General features: G+C 64.2%; 14 protein-coding genes. 10 read left to right on the top strand and 4 right to left on the bottom strand.

The genetic code is table 11. The annotated features are described in order from the left end of the window. The 8 genes from F8E02_RS06905 (at nucleotide 1) to F8E02_RS06870 (ending at nucleotide 9,286) form a co-directional block, all read left to right on the top strand. Complete coding sequence (locus F8E02_RS06905) at nucleotides 1-2,538, top strand: PEGA domain-containing protein (protein WP_317064756.1); 2,538 nt, start codon at nucleotides 1-3, stop codon at nucleotides 2,536-2,538. Next, nucleotides 2,535-3,725 (top strand): metallophosphoesterase family protein, encoded by a 1,191-nt coding sequence (locus tag F8E02_RS06900; protein ID WP_317064755.1) that lies wholly within the window; start codon nucleotides 2,535-2,537, stop codon nucleotides 3,723-3,725. Before F8E02_RS06905 ends, F8E02_RS06900 begins: the two co-directional genes overlap by 4 nt. 5 nt (nucleotides 3,726-3,730) lie before the next feature. Further along, a complete protein-coding gene (locus tag F8E02_RS06895; protein ID WP_317064754.1) occupies nucleotides 3,731-4,558 on the top strand; it encodes an argininosuccinate synthase in 828 nt (275 codons plus the stop codon). Next, nucleotides 4,555-5,124 (top strand): molybdopterin-dependent oxidoreductase, encoded by a 570-nt coding sequence (locus F8E02_RS06890; RefSeq protein ID WP_317064753.1) that lies wholly within the window; start codon nucleotides 4,555-4,557, stop codon nucleotides 5,122-5,124. The genes F8E02_RS06895 and F8E02_RS06890 overlap by 4 nt, the downstream gene beginning before the upstream one ends. Next, nucleotides 5,121-6,158: a tungstate ABC transporter substrate-binding protein WtpA gene (wtpA, locus tag F8E02_RS06885; protein ID WP_317064752.1), complete on the top strand. Its 1,038-nt coding sequence runs from the start codon at nucleotides 5,121-5,123 to the stop codon at nucleotides 6,156-6,158. Before F8E02_RS06890 ends, wtpA begins: the two co-directional genes overlap by 4 nt. A gap of 106 nt (nucleotides 6,159-6,264) precedes the next feature. Then, the gene (locus F8E02_RS06880) at nucleotides 6,265-7,554 is read left to right on the top strand and encodes a phenylacetate--CoA ligase family protein (RefSeq protein ID WP_317064751.1); all 1,290 of its coding nucleotides are present in this window, start codon (nucleotides 6,265-6,267) and stop codon (nucleotides 7,552-7,554) included. Then, on the top strand, nucleotides 7,554-8,855 hold the full coding sequence (locus F8E02_RS06875; RefSeq protein WP_317064750.1) for a phenylacetate--CoA ligase family protein: 1,302 nt from the start codon (nucleotides 7,554-7,556) through the stop codon (nucleotides 8,853-8,855). Before F8E02_RS06880 ends, F8E02_RS06875 begins: the two co-directional genes overlap by 1 nt. Then, nucleotides 8,855-9,286 (top strand): ACT domain-containing protein, encoded by a 432-nt coding sequence (locus tag F8E02_RS06870; protein WP_317064749.1) that lies wholly within the window; start codon nucleotides 8,855-8,857, stop codon nucleotides 9,284-9,286. The genes F8E02_RS06875 and F8E02_RS06870 overlap by 1 nt, the downstream gene beginning before the upstream one ends. Before the next feature lie 6 nt (nucleotides 9,287-9,292). Here F8E02_RS06870 and F8E02_RS06865 read toward each other — a convergent pair whose 3' ends face one another. From F8E02_RS06865 to F8E02_RS06855, 3 genes are read right to left on the bottom strand one after another with little or no spacing between them, the layout of a single operon-like run. Beyond that, entirely contained in the window at nucleotides 9,293-9,670 is a 378-nt protein-coding gene (locus tag F8E02_RS06865) for a P-II family nitrogen regulator (protein ID WP_317064748.1), read from the bottom strand. After that, on the bottom strand, nucleotides 9,667-10,389 hold the full coding sequence (locus tag F8E02_RS06860; RefSeq protein WP_317064747.1) for a DUF1538 domain-containing protein: 723 nt from the start codon (nucleotides 10,387-10,389) through the stop codon (nucleotides 9,667-9,669). Before F8E02_RS06860 ends, F8E02_RS06865 begins: the two co-directional genes overlap by 4 nt. Before the next feature lie 5 nt (nucleotides 10,390-10,394). Next, the gene (locus F8E02_RS06855) at nucleotides 10,395-11,090 is read right to left on the bottom strand and encodes a DUF1538 domain-containing protein (RefSeq protein WP_317064746.1); all 696 of its coding nucleotides are present in this window, start codon (nucleotides 11,088-11,090) and stop codon (nucleotides 10,395-10,397) included. A gap of 422 nt (nucleotides 11,091-11,512) precedes the next feature. Here F8E02_RS06855 and F8E02_RS13090 point away from each other — a divergent pair, with 422 nt between their 5' ends. Then, nucleotides 11,513-11,779, top strand: a complete 267-nt coding sequence (locus tag F8E02_RS13090; RefSeq protein ID WP_394357915.1) for a hypothetical protein — start codon at nucleotides 11,513-11,515, stop codon at nucleotides 11,777-11,779. Further along, the gene (locus tag F8E02_RS06845) at nucleotides 11,776-13,362 is read left to right on the top strand and encodes a PAS domain S-box protein (RefSeq protein ID WP_317064744.1); all 1,587 of its coding nucleotides are present in this window, start codon (nucleotides 11,776-11,778) and stop codon (nucleotides 13,360-13,362) included. Before F8E02_RS13090 ends, F8E02_RS06845 begins: the two co-directional genes overlap by 4 nt. Before the next feature lie 103 nt (nucleotides 13,363-13,465). Here F8E02_RS06845 and hxlA read toward each other — a convergent pair whose 3' ends face one another. Continuing rightward, nucleotides 13,466-14,755 (bottom strand): 3-hexulose-6-phosphate synthase, encoded by a 1,290-nt coding sequence (gene hxlA, locus F8E02_RS06840; protein ID WP_317064743.1) that lies wholly within the window; start codon nucleotides 14,753-14,755, stop codon nucleotides 13,466-13,468. Nucleotides 14,756-14,828: the final 73 nt, after the last annotated feature.

Raw genomic sequence — 14,828 nt, 5'->3', positions numbered from 1 at the left:
ATGTTACCAGCGCACTGGCAGGGCTGCGTTCTCTATCCCGCCATCATTGCAGCCTGCATCTGCCTCACAATGGCGGTGCCGGCCGCCGCCGCCCCGACGACTGAGTTGCATATCGTGAAACTCGCAGCCGACGGCGTCACCGTCTTGAACGAGACGACCGTCGACTACCGCCGGATGGAGGCAAACCTCCCGGTCCAGGGAGATGGCGTGACCCACTACTATCACCAGGGACCGGTTTTTACAGGGGACCCCTGGAACCCCGGAGAAGACACCAATGTCCAGAGTAAGGATATGGGCGCGGTGAAGGGGACGGACCTTGCCGACCTCTGTGACCTCGTCGGCGGAATGGCCGGGGGAGAGACCGTCAAGGTCCGGGCGGCGGATGGGATGTCGAAGATCTTCCCCTACAGGAACGTCTACGAGCCGGAGCCCCGGCAGGGGCCGATCGTCGTCACCTGGTATAAGGCCGACGAAGGGTATGTTCCCGAGTACTACACCGGGATGCGCCTCGTCTTCTTTGCGGATACGTCGACCAACCCGAACGGCACCCATGCCTTCGGTGTCTGGGACATGCACGAGTGCTTCGATCCCGAATACTGGTACTTCTTCCAGCCCAACGTACCGACCACCACCGGCCTTTCGGTACAGTACGTGACTGAGATTATCATCTACAGCGAGGAAGAGCCCACCGGGAGTATCCTTGTAACGTCCGCACCCCCCGGCGCCGCCGTCTACATCGACGACGAAGAGACCGGCAGCGTGACCCCCTGCACTCTCTCCGGGATCGAGACAGGGGGCCACAGCATCCGGGTCGAGAAAGAGGGATTCGGCCAGCCCGGCGATGTATGGGTCAACGTAAAAGCAAACACCGTCGCGGAAGTTGAGTTCAACCTCACTCCAGAGACCGGGAGCATCGCCGTCTCCTCCGTCCCGACGAACGCGAGCATCTACCTCGATGGGAATATGACGGGGTTCCGGACCGATACGGCCCTGAAAGAGGTTCCGACCGGGGAGCATACAGTCGAACTCGTGATGCCGGGCTACCGGAATGCCACCCGGACCGTCACCGTCGAGAAGGACGATTACAGTATCGTCGATCTGGTGCTCTCTCCCGAGAACAGCACCGCAGGTGAGACTACCGGCGGGACCGGGCAGATCGTCGTCTTCTCGGTCCCGACGAACGCGAGCATCATCCTTGACGGATACGCTACGGGGCTCTGGACCAACACGACCCTGGATGTCCCGGTCGGCGAGCATACAATCGAACTCGTGATGCCGGGCTACCTGAATGCCGCCCGGACGGTCACCGTCGAGGAGAGCAGGTCTATCACCCTCGACCTGCTCCTCTCCCCGGCAGGCAGTACGGCCGGAGCAAACGCCACCGCAGGCCCTGATACGTCCGCAACCGGACACCCGGCGTCGAACAACTCCCTGGAGGCCCTCATTGCGGCGGTGTTCAGTCTCATGAACGGGCTCCTCTCATTCCTGGGGATGGGAGAGAGCCTGCCGGCCCCCGCTCCGGAGCAGGAGAGCGCACCGGCTCCCGACGAAGGCGCTATACCCCCCGTGCCGACCGACACCCCTGTGCCCTCCACGCCGACGCCAGCCGATACCCGGTCCGTGAAGAACCAATCGGGGGGGCTTCACATAGAATCCTACCCACCGGGCATGACGATCGTCGTCGACAACAAGAGACTGGTGTGGCAGACGCCCCACGTCGTTTACGGCCTCCGCGAAGGGCTTCACAGCGTCACGGTCGAGAAGAGCGATCCGGGCAGCAGCCGGAAGGACTCCGATTACCAGTTCGAGACGGTTCAGGCCTGGGTCTATCCGGACGCGATCGCTCCGGTCTTCCTGGACGGCGTCACCGCCACGATCAGGAAGACGATCCGGGTCGACTCGGAGGCCTATGCCGGGGAGCAGTTCACGGTGAACGGACTCTTCCCGGCCGGCACCATCCCCGGCGATGCCACGGTGGAGGGCATGAAACCCTGGATCACCGTCCTCCGGGACGGGAAGTATCTCTCGTTCGCCGTTCCCTCCAGTATCGCGGCCAATGGGACATACTTCATCAAGCCCTGGAGCGGGGAGACCGTCTCGGTCGGCATCGGCTCAGACCCCGCCGGCGCCCCGGTCTTCGTCGACGGGTTCCCTACCGGCGAGCGGACCCCGTGCCGGGTTGGAGGCCTCTCTCCCGGCCGGCACCGGATCCTGGTCTCGATGCCCGGGTACCTCCCCGCCGAAGAGGTGATCACGATACCGGAAGGGTCCTCCGGCAACGGCGGCACGATAACCTGCACGCTCCGGGAGTATACCCACGGGGATCTCCGCATCGAGAGTACGGTTCCGGACGCGAAGATCTACCTCTACGGCCGGTACACCGGAGAGAAAGCGCCCCACACCTTCCCCGGCATGAGCATCGGCACCTACGAGGTCAGGGCCGTCTCGGAGAACGACTCCCGGACGGTCGAAGACATGCTGGTGAGACCGGGAGAGACGACACGGTGCATGGTGGCCCTGAAGGAGGGGGCGCCATGAGCCGATACCGGAACGCCCGGAGGATTGTAGCGGCAGCCGCGCTGCTCGCACTCCTCCTCCCGGCGGCAATGGCCGCCGTCGTCTGGGGGCCGTACGTCACAACCACCACCGAGAACTCAGCGGCGATCACCTGGAAGACCGCCTCGCCGGCGGAGGAGTGCTGGGTCGAGTACGCCCCCGAGGGCGGTGAGGTATACCACATACCCTCTTCCGGGGAGGGGGCCGTGCACCAGGTCCTGCTCACAGGCCTCGCGCCGGCGACCACCTACCGTTACCGGATCGGCGCCGGGAATGAGGCGATAGAGGGCTGCAGGTTCCGGACATTCGGTGACGAGGCGTTCACCTGCATAGTCTACGGCGACACCCGGGCGCAGAAGCCCTTCTTCACCCAGGCCGACCGGCACGGCCTGGTGGCGGAGAGGATAGCCGCTGAGGAGAATATCCTCTTTGTCATCCACACCGGCGACTTCGTCTGCGAAGAAGAGGAGTGGGATGAATTCTTCGCGGTAGCAGGGTCCATGCTCCGGAACACGACCCTCGTGCCGGTGGCCGGCAACCATGACGGATCCGCGGAGGCGTTCGCCGCCACTTTTGGCCTCCCGGCCAACTACTCCTTTGACGCCGGCAGCCTCCACGTAACTGTCCTTGACAGCAACGACCGCGCATGGGCGGATATGGACTCGCAGACCGCGTGGCTGAAAGAGGACCTCTTGTCGCCCCTGCCCCACAAGCTCGTAGCGTTCCACCACCCGCCGTTCAGCGCCGACCGGCAGCATCCCGGAGGAGACCTGGCGCTCAGGGCCGAGTGGTGCGGCATCCTGTCCGGGAGTGGTGTAGACGCCGTCTTTAGCGCGCATACCCACGCCTACGAGCGCTACAGGATCAACGGGACGGAGTACATCGTCGTCGGATGCGGCGGGGCTCCGTTCTACGCCCTCTCAGAGGAGAAGCCCACGGGGTACCGGGCGGGACTCGAACAGACCCTCGGCTACGTCCGGGCCACCGTCAGCCCCGACGTCGTCACTCTCGAGATGGTCGCGGTCGCGGGAGTCACGGAAGACGGCGAAGTGACGCCGTACCCGCCAGGGACCGTGATCGACGCCGTCCGCCTCCACGCGGCCCCCGCGTGGTGGGACGTGCCGGGATCTCTCCTCGACTCATCAGAACTACACAGATTACGGAGATGAAGATCATGCGTATACAATTGTCACAGATGCTGCTCGCGCTCCTCTGCGTGAGCGTCTTCGCCGTTGCCGCCTCGGCGGCCCCGACGACAGAGCTGCACGTCGTAAAGATTGCAGCCGACGGCGCCACCGTCTTGAACGAGACGACCGTCGACTACCGCTGGCTGGAGGCAAACCTCCCGGTCCTCGGGGACGGCGTGACCCACTACTACCACCAGGGGCCGGTCTTTGAAGGAGACAAGTGGGACCCTGAAGAGACGACGAACTTCAAGGACAGGGGGGCCGTGAAAGGCACGAACATCCGCGACCTCGCCGAACTGGTCGGCGGCGCCGAACCCGGCGACGAGATCATGGTCAGAGCGGCCGACGGTTATCACGTCGAGTTTGCTTATCAGAATGTTTACGAACCCGATCCCCGCCAGGGACCCATCGGGATCTGCTGGTACAACGGCGACGAAGCAGGGGCAGGCGAGCGGCAGGGATGCGGTTACGTCCCGGATTACTATACCGGGATGCGCCTGGTATTCTTTGCCGATAACTCGACCAATACGGAGGGGCTCCACGTCTACGGGAATCAGGATATGTATGACACGCTCCCCGAGTCTGCCCAGCATTTCTACGACCTCTACCCCTCGACCGGGGGCCTCACGGTGAAGTGGATCGACGAGGTCCGGGTTTATTCCGGCGGATACCACGGTGAGAAAGGAGCCCTCGCGGGATCGCTCGACGGTCCGGTGTCGAGGACGACGGAGGCGCCGGAAACCCCGCTCTCTCTTGCAATGACGCTTGCGGCAGCCCTCGGGGCAGCAGCGCTCCATGCCCGGAGAGGAGCGTGAGCCCGGTGCACCGGACGCCCCCAATTCTCCTTGCCCTGGTGCTCATCGGCGGTGCGACCCTTGCATCCGGGTGCCCCGGTCCGGCAGCCGCCGCCGGCGACGTAGCCTGGAACCTGACGCTTGCCGGCGATACGGAGCAGGTGCTCACGCATTCCGGGATCCAGGCGCTGCCTGACGTTGAGGGCTACGGTTACTCGGTCTCGACGGTCGGGATCAAGTACGGCCCGAACCGCTACCGCGGTGTATTACTCACCGATCTCGTCGAGATGGCGGGAGGGATCGGTGAAGACGACCTGATCTATGTCTCCGCAGAAGACGGCTACCTCTGGGTCTTCGATACCACGCAGTTGCGAGGCGAGGAGTTCTTCACGTTCGACGAGAATCTGCATGAGATCCCGGCTCCGGCGCTCCGGGTGATCCTGGCCTACGAACGGGATGGAATGCCCCTGGCCTATGAAGACGGCGGACCGCTCCGCCTCGTCGTCATCACAGAGACGCCCGATGTCATCACCGAAGGAAGCCCCTGGGTGAAGTGGGTCGACCGGGTCGAGGTCCGCAGAGGATGACCCGGCCGGCAGCACTCCTCACGGCTCTCGCCCTCACCGTCCTCATGGTATCCGCAGGCTGCACCGGGACCGGCCAGGAGCGCACCGTCCTCACGGTGGTCCCGGCCGGGAGCCTCCTCTCCCCGCTTGAGGAGATTGAAGCTGCCTTCGAAGACCGGCACCCGGATATCGACGTGCGGCTCGAGGGGCACGGGAGCATCCAGGCGATCAGGCAGGTCACGGATCTAAAGCGGCCGATAGACGTCGTCGCGGTCGCGGACGCCTCGCTCATCCCGGATATGATGTATATCCCGATGGGCGACGGTGAGGGAAACTACACCGACTGGTACATCCCCTTCGCGGAGAACGAGATCGTGATCGCCTGCACCGGCCGGAGCGCGGGAGCCGACGAGATCACGCCGGAGAACTGGCACCGGGTCCTCTCCCGCCCGGACGTGCGGGTGGGGTTCTCGAACCCCATGCTCGATGCCTGCGGCTACCGGGCGCTCATGGTGACGGCGCTTGCGGAGGAGTATTACGATGAGCCCGGGCTCTTCAGGGCCATCATCGGCAACTCGTTCGACCCGCCGCTCACGCCCGCCCGCGTGGACGGGATGACGACGCTCGCCCTGCCGGAACGGATGAGGCCGGCGGACGGGAAGGTCGCCATCAGGGACGGGAGCATCTACCTCCTCTCGCTCCTCGATTCCGGCGGGATCGACTACGCCTTCGAGTATAAGAGCGTCGCCGAGGAGCACGGACTCCGGTGGATCGACCTCCCGGCCGGGATCAACCTCGGTTCCGCGGCACATGCCGATGACTACCGGAAGGTGCACGTGACCCTCGGCTTTGAGCGGTTCCGGTCCATCGGGAGCGAGCGGGTCGGCCAGCCGATCGTCTATGCCGTCACCATCCCCGCGACTGCCCCGCACCCGGATGAGGCACGGATCTTCATGGAGTTCGCCCTGGACGCGTTCCGCGAAGGGGGCACCGGATGGCCCCGGCCGATGGAGACCGGGGCGGGTGCTGCTACAGCGTACCATGCCACAGACTGACAAACCTTTTTTGGCACCGGCGCCCATGTAGAGGTAGCACATGCCCGGCGGCGCGGGTTCCGGGGTCAGCGGGCCATCGCCGGGCAATCACCAACGGGTTACGATTATGTTCTGGAACAGGGCGATGGAGACAATCCGGCCGGATGAACTCGCGGACCTTCAGCTCAAGCGGCTGAGATGGACGCTCCATCAGGCGGAGAACGTCGGGTTATATCAGAAAAAATTCAAGGAAGCAGGCATCTCGCCGGACGACATCAGGACGCTTGCAGACGTGGAGAAACTTCCCTTCACGTCCAAGAAGGAGCTCCAGGCCGGATACCCCTTCGGCCTCTTTGCGGTCCCCTTACAAAAGATCGTCCGGATCCACACCACCTCCGGCACGACGGGGAAACCAACCGTCGTCGGCTACACGCGGCAGGACCTGGAGAACTGGTCGGAACTGATCGCGCGGAACATGTCGATGATAGGTCTTGGCGAAGACGACATCTTCCAGAACGCGGTCAATTACGGCCTCTTCACCGGCGGCCTCGGCTTTCACTACGGTGCCGAGAAGATCGGGATGACCGTGATCCCGAGCGCGACGGGAAACACCCGCCGCCAGATCGAGATGATCGAGGACTTCGGGGTGACCGCGATCCATTGCACGCCGAGTTACGCCCTCCACCTCGCCGAGGTGGCCGAGTCGATGGGAAAGACGCTCGACACCCTCAAGACCGGCATATTCGGGGCCGAACCCTGGTCGGAGAGCATGCGCACCGAACTCGAACGGCGCCTCGGCGTGAAGGCCTACGACAGTTACGGGCTCTCGGAGATGTACGGCCCCGGAGTGGCGTTCGAGTGCCCGGAGAGGAACGGGCTCCACATCTGGCACGACTGCTACCTCACAGAGATCATCGACCCGGAGACGGGCGAGCGGCTCGGTCCCGGCGAACGGGGCGAACTCGTCATCACCCCGCTCGTCAAGGAAGCCCTGCCGCTCGTCCGCTACCGCACCGGCGACGTGACCAGGCTGATCGAGGACGGGTGTGCCTGCGGGCGCGGGCAGAAGATCGAGCGGATCACGGGCCGCAGCGACGATATGCTGGTCATCCGGGGGATCAACGTCTTCCCATCGCAGATCGAGCACGTGCTCCGGTCCCTTCCGGAGGTCGGCGAACAGTTCATGGTATATATCGACCGCGTCAAACATCTTGACGAGATGACTATCGAGGTAGAGATGAGCAGAGCGGGGTTCTCCGGCGAACTCCAGGACCTCGCCCGCGTGCAGAAGATGATCGGGGGCGAACTCCACAACACGCTCGGCCTCAGGACCGCGGTGAGACTGGTGGAACCCGGGTCGCTGCCCCGGTTCGAGGGGAAGGCAAAGCGGGTCATCGACCGGCGAGGGGCGATCTGATGGCGCCCTGGAACCCGCGGACGGAGGAGATGCCGCCCGACGAACTCCGGCGGCTCCAGTTCAAGCTCGCGAAGTCCCTGGTCTACCGGCTCTACAGTTTCAACGAGTTCTACCGGCGCCGGATGAAGGAGGCGAACGTCCATCCCGACGATATCAGGTCGCTTGAGGACGTCGCGAAACTCCCGTTCATGTACAAGCGGGACCTGCGGGACGGCTACCCGGATAAGATCTTTACCGCCGAGCGGAACGAACTGGTCAGGTACCACGTCTCCTCCGGCACGACCGGGAAACCGACGGTCGTCGGTTACACCGAGCGCGACATCGAGAACTGGAGCGAGTCGCTGGCCCGGGGATTCTCCTCCTGCGGCCTCGGCCGGGGCGACGTCATCCAGGTGAGTTACGGCTACGGCCTCTTCACCGGCGGCCTCGGTGCCCATTACGGCGCCGAGCGCGTGGGGGCGACCGTTCTTCCCACAAGCGTCGGGAACACCGAGCGGCAGGTCGAGCTGATGCAAGACCTCCATGTCACGGCCATCGCCTGCACCCCCTCCTACCTCCTCCACATGGGCGAGGTGGCGGAGAAGATGGGCGTCTCGATCAAGAACGATACCGACCTTCGCATGGGCTTCCTCGGCGCCGAACCCTGGTCCGAGCAGATGCGGGGCCGGATCGAGGAGTGGCTCGGGATCCGCGCCTACGACATCTACGGGACGAGCGAGCTCTCCGGCCCGATGTTCACCGAGTGCGCCGAGCAGGAGGGGATCCACGTCTGGGGCGACCTCGCGCTCGTGGAGATTGTGGACCCCGCGACCGGCGAGGTGCTGGAGGCCGGCGAGCAGGGCGAGCTGACCATCACCATGCTCCAGAAGGAGGCCCTCCCCATGGTCCGGTACCGGATCGGCGACCTCACCGCAGTCGAGGAAGGAGTCTGCGCCTGCGGCCGGACCCATCCGCGTATCGGGCGGATACGGGGGCGGGTGGACGATATGCTGATCATCAGGGGCATCAACGTCTTCCCCTCCCAGGTGGAGCACGCGCTCCTTGAGATCCCGCAGGTCGGCAAGCACTTCCAGATCGTCGTCGACCGGAAGGGAGCGCTCGACTCCATGCTCGTGCGGGTCGAGGTGAGCGAGGAGGCGTTCTCCGACAAGATCACCGATCTCATGGTGATCAAGAAGGCGGTGGAGCACCGTCTCCGGAGTTCCCTGAACGTGAGCGTGGATGCGGAACTGGTCGAACCGGGCTCGCTGCCCCGGTTTGAGGGCAAGTCGAAGAAGGTTGTCGACAGGAGGTCGTTATAATGGAGAAATCGTATATCGTCAAGCAGATCTCGATCTTTTCGGAGAACCGGCCGGGGCGCCTCGCGGCAGTCGCCGGCGCATTGCGGGACGCGGGAATCAACATCTTTGCGTTCAGTATCGCCGAGGCAAACGGGTTCGGGGTCGTCCGTGCGCTCGTCGACCGCCCGGAGGACGCCCACCGGACGCTGACCGAACTCGGCTTCCGCGTCTCGTTCACCGACGTCATCGGCGTGAAGATGCGCGACGAACCCGGCGGCCTCTCGGAGATCGCGTCGGTCCTCGGGGACGCCGGGATCAACATCGAGTATGCCTACGCCTACTCCGGCCGGGACGGGGCGGTCCTGATCCTGCGCGTGGACCAGGCCGAGGACGCCGTCCGGCAGATCCTCGCCCGCGGCGGCGAACTCCTCAAGGCATCTTTCTCCCAGTAACCGGGATCAGACCGGGGCCCGGTGCACTTCCGGGCCCTCGTGTTCTCCGGTCTCGCCCGTGCGGAACATGTGGACCCTGCCTGCGACGCGCCGGATCGGCATGACGAAGGCAAGCCCCATCCCGGGCTGGTCCAGCTCGGCGGCGGCGACGATCGCGTCCAGCACCCGGTCCGTCTGCTGAACGGCGACGACCGTCAGGATGATCTCTTTCTCGGGTTCGATGGCGATCCCGAAGAGGGTCTTTACTTCATGGATACCGGTCCCGCGGCCGAGGAGGATGGTCCCTCCCTCGGCCCCGGCCTGGCGGGCCGCCGCGAGCACCGGCTCGGACCAGCCCCGTTTTACGATCGTGACGATCAGTTCGTTACCGTAATCGTTGTTCACGTTTCTTCACCTCGTGTTCTCCGGTACAGGATGCCGAGCATCAGCACCGAGAGGATGGGTGCAAGCGCTATCAGCGCGACCAGCCCGAACCCGTCGACGACGGGATTGCGTCCCTCAATGCCCGCCGCAACCCCGACGGCAAGGGAGAGGAGGAAGGTGACCGCCATCGGGCCGGTGGCGACGCCCCCTGAGTCGAACGCGACCCCGACGAACTCTTTTTCCGAGAAGTAGAGAAGGATGATGGCAATGAGGTAGCCGGGAATGATGAAGTACAGCAGCGGGATCCCGTAGACGATACGGATCATCCCGACCGCTACGGAGGAGGCGACGCCGAGGGAGAGGGTATACAGGATCAGGGTGTCCCCGATGTAGCCTCCCGACGACTCCCGGACCTGATAACAGAGGACCCGGACCGCAGGTTCCGCATAGGTGGCAAGAAACCCCAGGAAAAACCCGAACGGAATGAGCAGCCATCGCTGGTCGAACATGGCAAGGGCCTCTCCGATCTCTCTCCCTGCGGGGAGGAACGCAACGTGGACGCCCTGGAGGAGGAGAACCATGCCGAGGAACGTGAGCAGGATCCCCCTTGCCAGATTCACGAGGTAGACCCGCGGAAGTTTCAGGTAGAAGATCTGAAAGACCAGGAAGAAGGCGAGCAGGGGAAGAAGCGCCCGTGCGACCTCGATGATGATCCTGTCCACGCCGTCGAGAAGCCCCACCGCAATCAGGAGTAGATCACCCCCATCAGCATGACGCCGAGGATGGGGCCGATCGACGCGAGACCGATCAGCCCGAAACCGTCCGTGAGAGGCGAGCGCCCCGCGAGGACCTTACTGACACCGGCCCCGAGCGCCAGGATGACCGGGACGGTCAGCGGCCCGGTCGTCACGCCGCCTGCATCGAATGCAACGGCGAGGAAATCCCGTGGAGTAAACAGCGCAAGGAGGAGGACGGCCCCGTAGCCTGCTACAAAGAGGTAGGCAATAGGGATGTCAAAGACTATCCGGAGAACGGCCACGGCGGCAAAAAACCCGACGCCGACGCCGATAACGAGGATGAGAGGCTCCTGTGCGATGCCGCCCCCGGAGACCGTATCGACCATGCCCGATAGGACGCGGACGTCGGGTTCGGCCACGGTGGCAAGGAACCCGAAGAGGAAGACCCCGACGACGACCAGAGCAAGCGAACCCCGGGCGGGCAGTTCCGATCCGATCGCCTCGCCGACAGGGAGGAGGCCCGCCTTGACGCCGGAGAGGAAGAGGGCGATCCCGAGGACGACCATGCCGCTGCCGAGCAGGAACTGGAGGAGATCCGACGGCGAAGTCCCGATCAGCCCCACTTCGATGGCGACGATGACGAGGATTATCGGGAGAACTGCCCGGAGAACCTCCAAGACCGCCTCCCTGATATCCTGCATCATCTTGCCGCTCCTCCCTGAGTGCCGGGTATCAGTTATTCTGTCGCAAACGCAGATAAAGACGGCGCTCGCCCTCAATCGGCGCCGTTTCTCCCGTCTTGGGAGTTCTGAGACCTCCGGGAGCGCCCGCCCGCCCTGGAACTTCTTGCAGATCCTCTCTCCAGCCTCCTCTTCGTGAAACAGACCGGTGTCCGGAGACCATCACTCACGAGATCAGGGACGCCAACGCCGCCGCCTGCAGACATGAGGGTCATCTCATCGAGACGCATTCTGAGGAAGGAAAGGCTTATGCAAGAAGACCCGGGAACGGAACCGATAAGAGCACTGAGATCTTAAGGGGTGTCGCCACTCGAGGTCTCTGCCAGCGTGTCGAGTAACGCGGTCAAATCCGGCGGGTAGGAGGTGCAGGTCACCGTGACGTAGCGGTGACGGTTGCAGACCCCGGCCCGGATGTCCCGGACGAGAAGAGGGCGTCGATCTTTTACCGCTCTGAGCGGGGAGAGGAGGAAGAACGTGGCGAAGGACCTGGCCTGTATATCACGAAAACGCCTGTCATGCGGCATGCTGAGGAGATCGGGGCCGGAGAATGGGGTCCCGGTCATCCCGGAGAGGATGCGACATCCAGGCTCACACTGCAAAAGAGCGACCATGCAGACGGAAGAACACAAGATCCAGGAGGCCTGACCGGATGATCGACACGGCGCCGGATTATCAGATCGAGCAGATACACCGCGACCTGCGTAATCTCCTCCGGAGTACGGATACCGCAGCCCGGCATGAAGCCTTCTCCCGCCTCACTGCCGGCATCGACGAACTCGCACTCACGAACCTCAGACTGGCTAAAGAGAACCGTGAGCTCCGGATGAGGGGGGAGCGGCTTGAGAGGGAGCGCGACGCTGTGCTTGAGGCGGCCATACAGGGGGTGCTCGTCTACGATACCGAAGGGAGAATCATCCGGGCGAACCGGGCTGCAACCGAGAGTCTTGAGCAGGATCCCGTCGGCATGAGCGGGGACGAACTGATCCGGCATACAGGACTCCGGAGAGGCGACGGGAGGGCGGTATCCGTCGAGGATCTGCCGAGCACCCGGGCATTGCAGGGAGAGAAGGTGGCTGCCGAGAGGATGGACGCTGTGATCGGAGCAGGGGGGCGCCGCAATATCCTGGCGTCGGCATCCCCCCTCACCCATGACGGCCGGACCTTTGGTGCAGTCGTCGTCTGGCAGGAGATCACCGAGCAGGTCCGGACCATAAGGATGCTTGAGGAGGAGAAGGCGCGGCTGCGGGTGATCATCGACAGCGCACCCGAGGCGATCCTCGTCGTCGATGCGCAGGCCCGCATCCGGCTGGCAAACCGGGCTGCAGAGGCGATCAACGCCCGACCCGTTCCCGAGGGAGAGGATTACGCCGCCTATTGGGCTACAATGATCTACGATACGGACGGCAACCGGTGCAAGCCCGACGATCTTCTTCTGATACGGGCGGTAAAGCACGGCGAGACCGTCACCGGCCGTGAGCGGGCGATCATCCAGCCGGGAGGACAACGGCGGGAGATCCTGGTGAATGCAGCTCCGATCGTGAACAAAAGCGGGGAGATACTCGGCGCAGTCGGAGTCTTCCAGGACATCACCGATCGGAAAAAGGCGGAGCGAGCGCTCAGGGAGAGTGAAGAGCGGTTCCGTGGAGTCTTTGAGCGGGCGGGCATCGGTATTGCCCTTGTAGATACAGAAGGCAGGTTCCTGCGGGCAAACCCGGCGTTCGAGAGATTTCTCGGATACCCGGCTCGTGAGATGCAGGGCCGGAACATCGGCGATTTCGTCCACCCGGACGACCTGGATTCAGCCCGTCTGCACTTTCAGGAGACGCTTGCAGGAAAACATGACGAGGACCATCTGGAGAAGCGCTATATCAGAAAGGACGGGCGGACGGTATGGGGCCGCCTGGCCACCACCCTCCTTCGCGACCCGCAGGGCGGGATCCGGTTTGTCATCGGGATGATCGAGGATATCACCGGGCGCAAAGAGAACGAGTCCCTCCGAAACAGGGCGTTTGAGCAGATTGAGCACAACATGGAGCAGTTTGCGATCCTCGGAGACCACGTCCGCCATCCCCTGCAGGTCCTACTCGCCCGGGCCGATCTCATGGAGGACGAAGAGACCGCGGAGAAGATCAGGGAGCAGGTCCTGCGGATAAATGCGCGCGTCAGGCAACTCGACCGGGGATGGATAGAATCGCGGGAGATCCGTGAGTTCTTGCGGAAAAATGAGCTGGTCTGAGATACCCTCTCATCCGGCAGAGAAGCGGGTTTTCAGACGAAACCCGATATAGACCGTCCTTCACCCCGGCATATATTCGGGTATGGATAGTGCTCGTCCGCGGTCAGCGCCGCTTCTCCCATTTCAGGAGTTCGGAGATCTCCGAGAGCGTCTTTCCGCGCCGGATCTCCTCGCGGATTCTCTCCTCGGTCTTTTTGACCTCCATCGCCCGGCGCGCGACCTCGTAGGCCCGTTCCCGCGGGACCACCACGACGCCGCTCTCGTCGGCGACGATCCAGTCCCCCGGCCGCACCTCCTGGCCGCAGCAGGCGATCTCGGTGTTGATCTCCCCAAGGCCCTTGGGGTCCCCGGCGTTCGGGACGGTCGCCGTGGCAAAGACCGGGAACTTCATCTCCCGGATGTCGTCGACGTCCCTGACCGCCCCGTCGATCACGACGCCCGCGATCCCCCGGTTCTTCGCGGAATGGGTGGCAAGTTCCCCCCAGGGCGCGACGTCCGTCCTGCCGTCATTGCTGATGACGAGGAGATCGCCCGGTCCCGCGACGTCGATCGCCTCGACGGGCTTTGCCCAGTCCCCGGCGACGGTCCGGACCGTCACCGCCCTCCCGACTGCCTTTACCCGGCCGCAGAGGGAGAAGACGCCTGACATCGCCCCTTTCCGGTGCATGGCGTCGGTGACGTTCGGTGCGGAGACCGCTTCGAAGAGACGGCGGATGGCGGCATCCTGGCTCTCCTCCTCCCGCGGCCGGATCTCGGGCCGGTCGATGGCTTCCCTGACCCGCCGCGCCGCCCCGGCCACGTCGGCGGCCTTGATGATGTTCCCTCCCACGATGACGACCGAGGCCCCAGCGGCGACCGCCTCAGATGCGGTCGCTGCGTCCAGTCCTCCCGCGACGGCGACCGGGACGCCCACCTCCCCGGCGAGGCGACGGAGGAGGTCGAGCGACGACTTGCCGAGCATCTGCTGGTCGATGCCCACGTGGGCGTTGATGTAGTCGACGCCGAGTGCCGCGAGTTCGCGGGAACGGGAGACGGGGTCGCCGACGTTGATGAGATCGGCCATGATCCGGACGCCATATTTGCGAGCCGAGCGAACCGCTTCGGCGATCACGGTATCGTCGGCGTCGCCGAGGATGCAGACGATACCGGCGCCGGACTTCGCGGCCATCTCCACCTCGACGGCGCCGGTGTCGGCGACCTTCATGTCCGCGACGATCTCGTGGCCGGGGAAGCGCTCGCGGAGCGTTCGCACGGCCTGCATCCCCTCGCTCTTGATAAGGGGCGTTCCGGCCTCGATCCAGTCCGCACCACCACGGACCGCCTCATCCGCGATTTCTACCGCACGATCGAGCTCGAGGAGATCGAGCGCCACCTGGAGAACCGGCGTTGCCATGCCGTACTGTATGGCAAAGATTGTATTTATGGGGTGCCGGACCGGGGAAACATATATGAACCCGGATGCGCGA

The sequence above is a fragment of the Methanoculleus caldifontis genome, from assembly GCF_032842345.1.
Classification (GTDB): domain Archaea; phylum Halobacteriota; class Methanomicrobia; order Methanomicrobiales; family Methanoculleaceae; genus Methanoculleus; species Methanoculleus caldifontis.
This window is presented reverse-complemented; position numbering and strand designations above follow the sequence as displayed.

Excerpts from the sequence above, each read along its gene's own strand:
- F8E02_RS06905 (WP_317064756.1), top strand. The coding sequence starts at position 1 with ATGTTACCAGCGCACTGGCAGGGCTGCGTTCTCTATCCCGCCATCATT.
- F8E02_RS06900 (WP_317064755.1), top strand. The coding sequence starts at position 2,535 with ATGAGCCGATACCGGAACGCCCGGAGGATTGTAGCGGCAGCCGCGCTG.
- F8E02_RS06895 (WP_317064754.1), top strand. The coding sequence starts at position 3,731 with ATGCGTATACAATTGTCACAGATGCTGCTCGCGCTCCTCTGCGTGAGC.
- wtpA (WP_317064752.1), top strand. The coding sequence starts at position 5,121 with ATGACCCGGCCGGCAGCACTCCTCACGGCTCTCGCCCTCACCGTCCTC.
- F8E02_RS06880 (WP_317064751.1), top strand. The coding sequence starts at position 6,265 with ATGTTCTGGAACAGGGCGATGGAGACAATCCGGCCGGATGAACTCGCG.
- F8E02_RS06875 (WP_317064750.1), top strand. The coding sequence starts at position 7,554 with ATGGCGCCCTGGAACCCGCGGACGGAGGAGATGCCGCCCGACGAACTC.
- F8E02_RS06870 (WP_317064749.1), top strand. The coding sequence starts at position 8,855 with ATGGAGAAATCGTATATCGTCAAGCAGATCTCGATCTTTTCGGAGAAC.
- F8E02_RS06855 (WP_317064746.1), bottom strand. The coding sequence starts at position 11,090 with ATGATGCAGGATATCAGGGAGGCGGTCTTGGAGGTTCTCCGGGCAGTT.
- F8E02_RS06845 (WP_317064744.1), top strand. The coding sequence starts at position 11,776 with ATGATCGACACGGCGCCGGATTATCAGATCGAGCAGATACACCGCGAC.
- hxlA (WP_317064743.1), bottom strand. The coding sequence starts at position 14,755 with ATGGCAACGCCGGTTCTCCAGGTGGCGCTCGATCTCCTCGAGCTCGAT.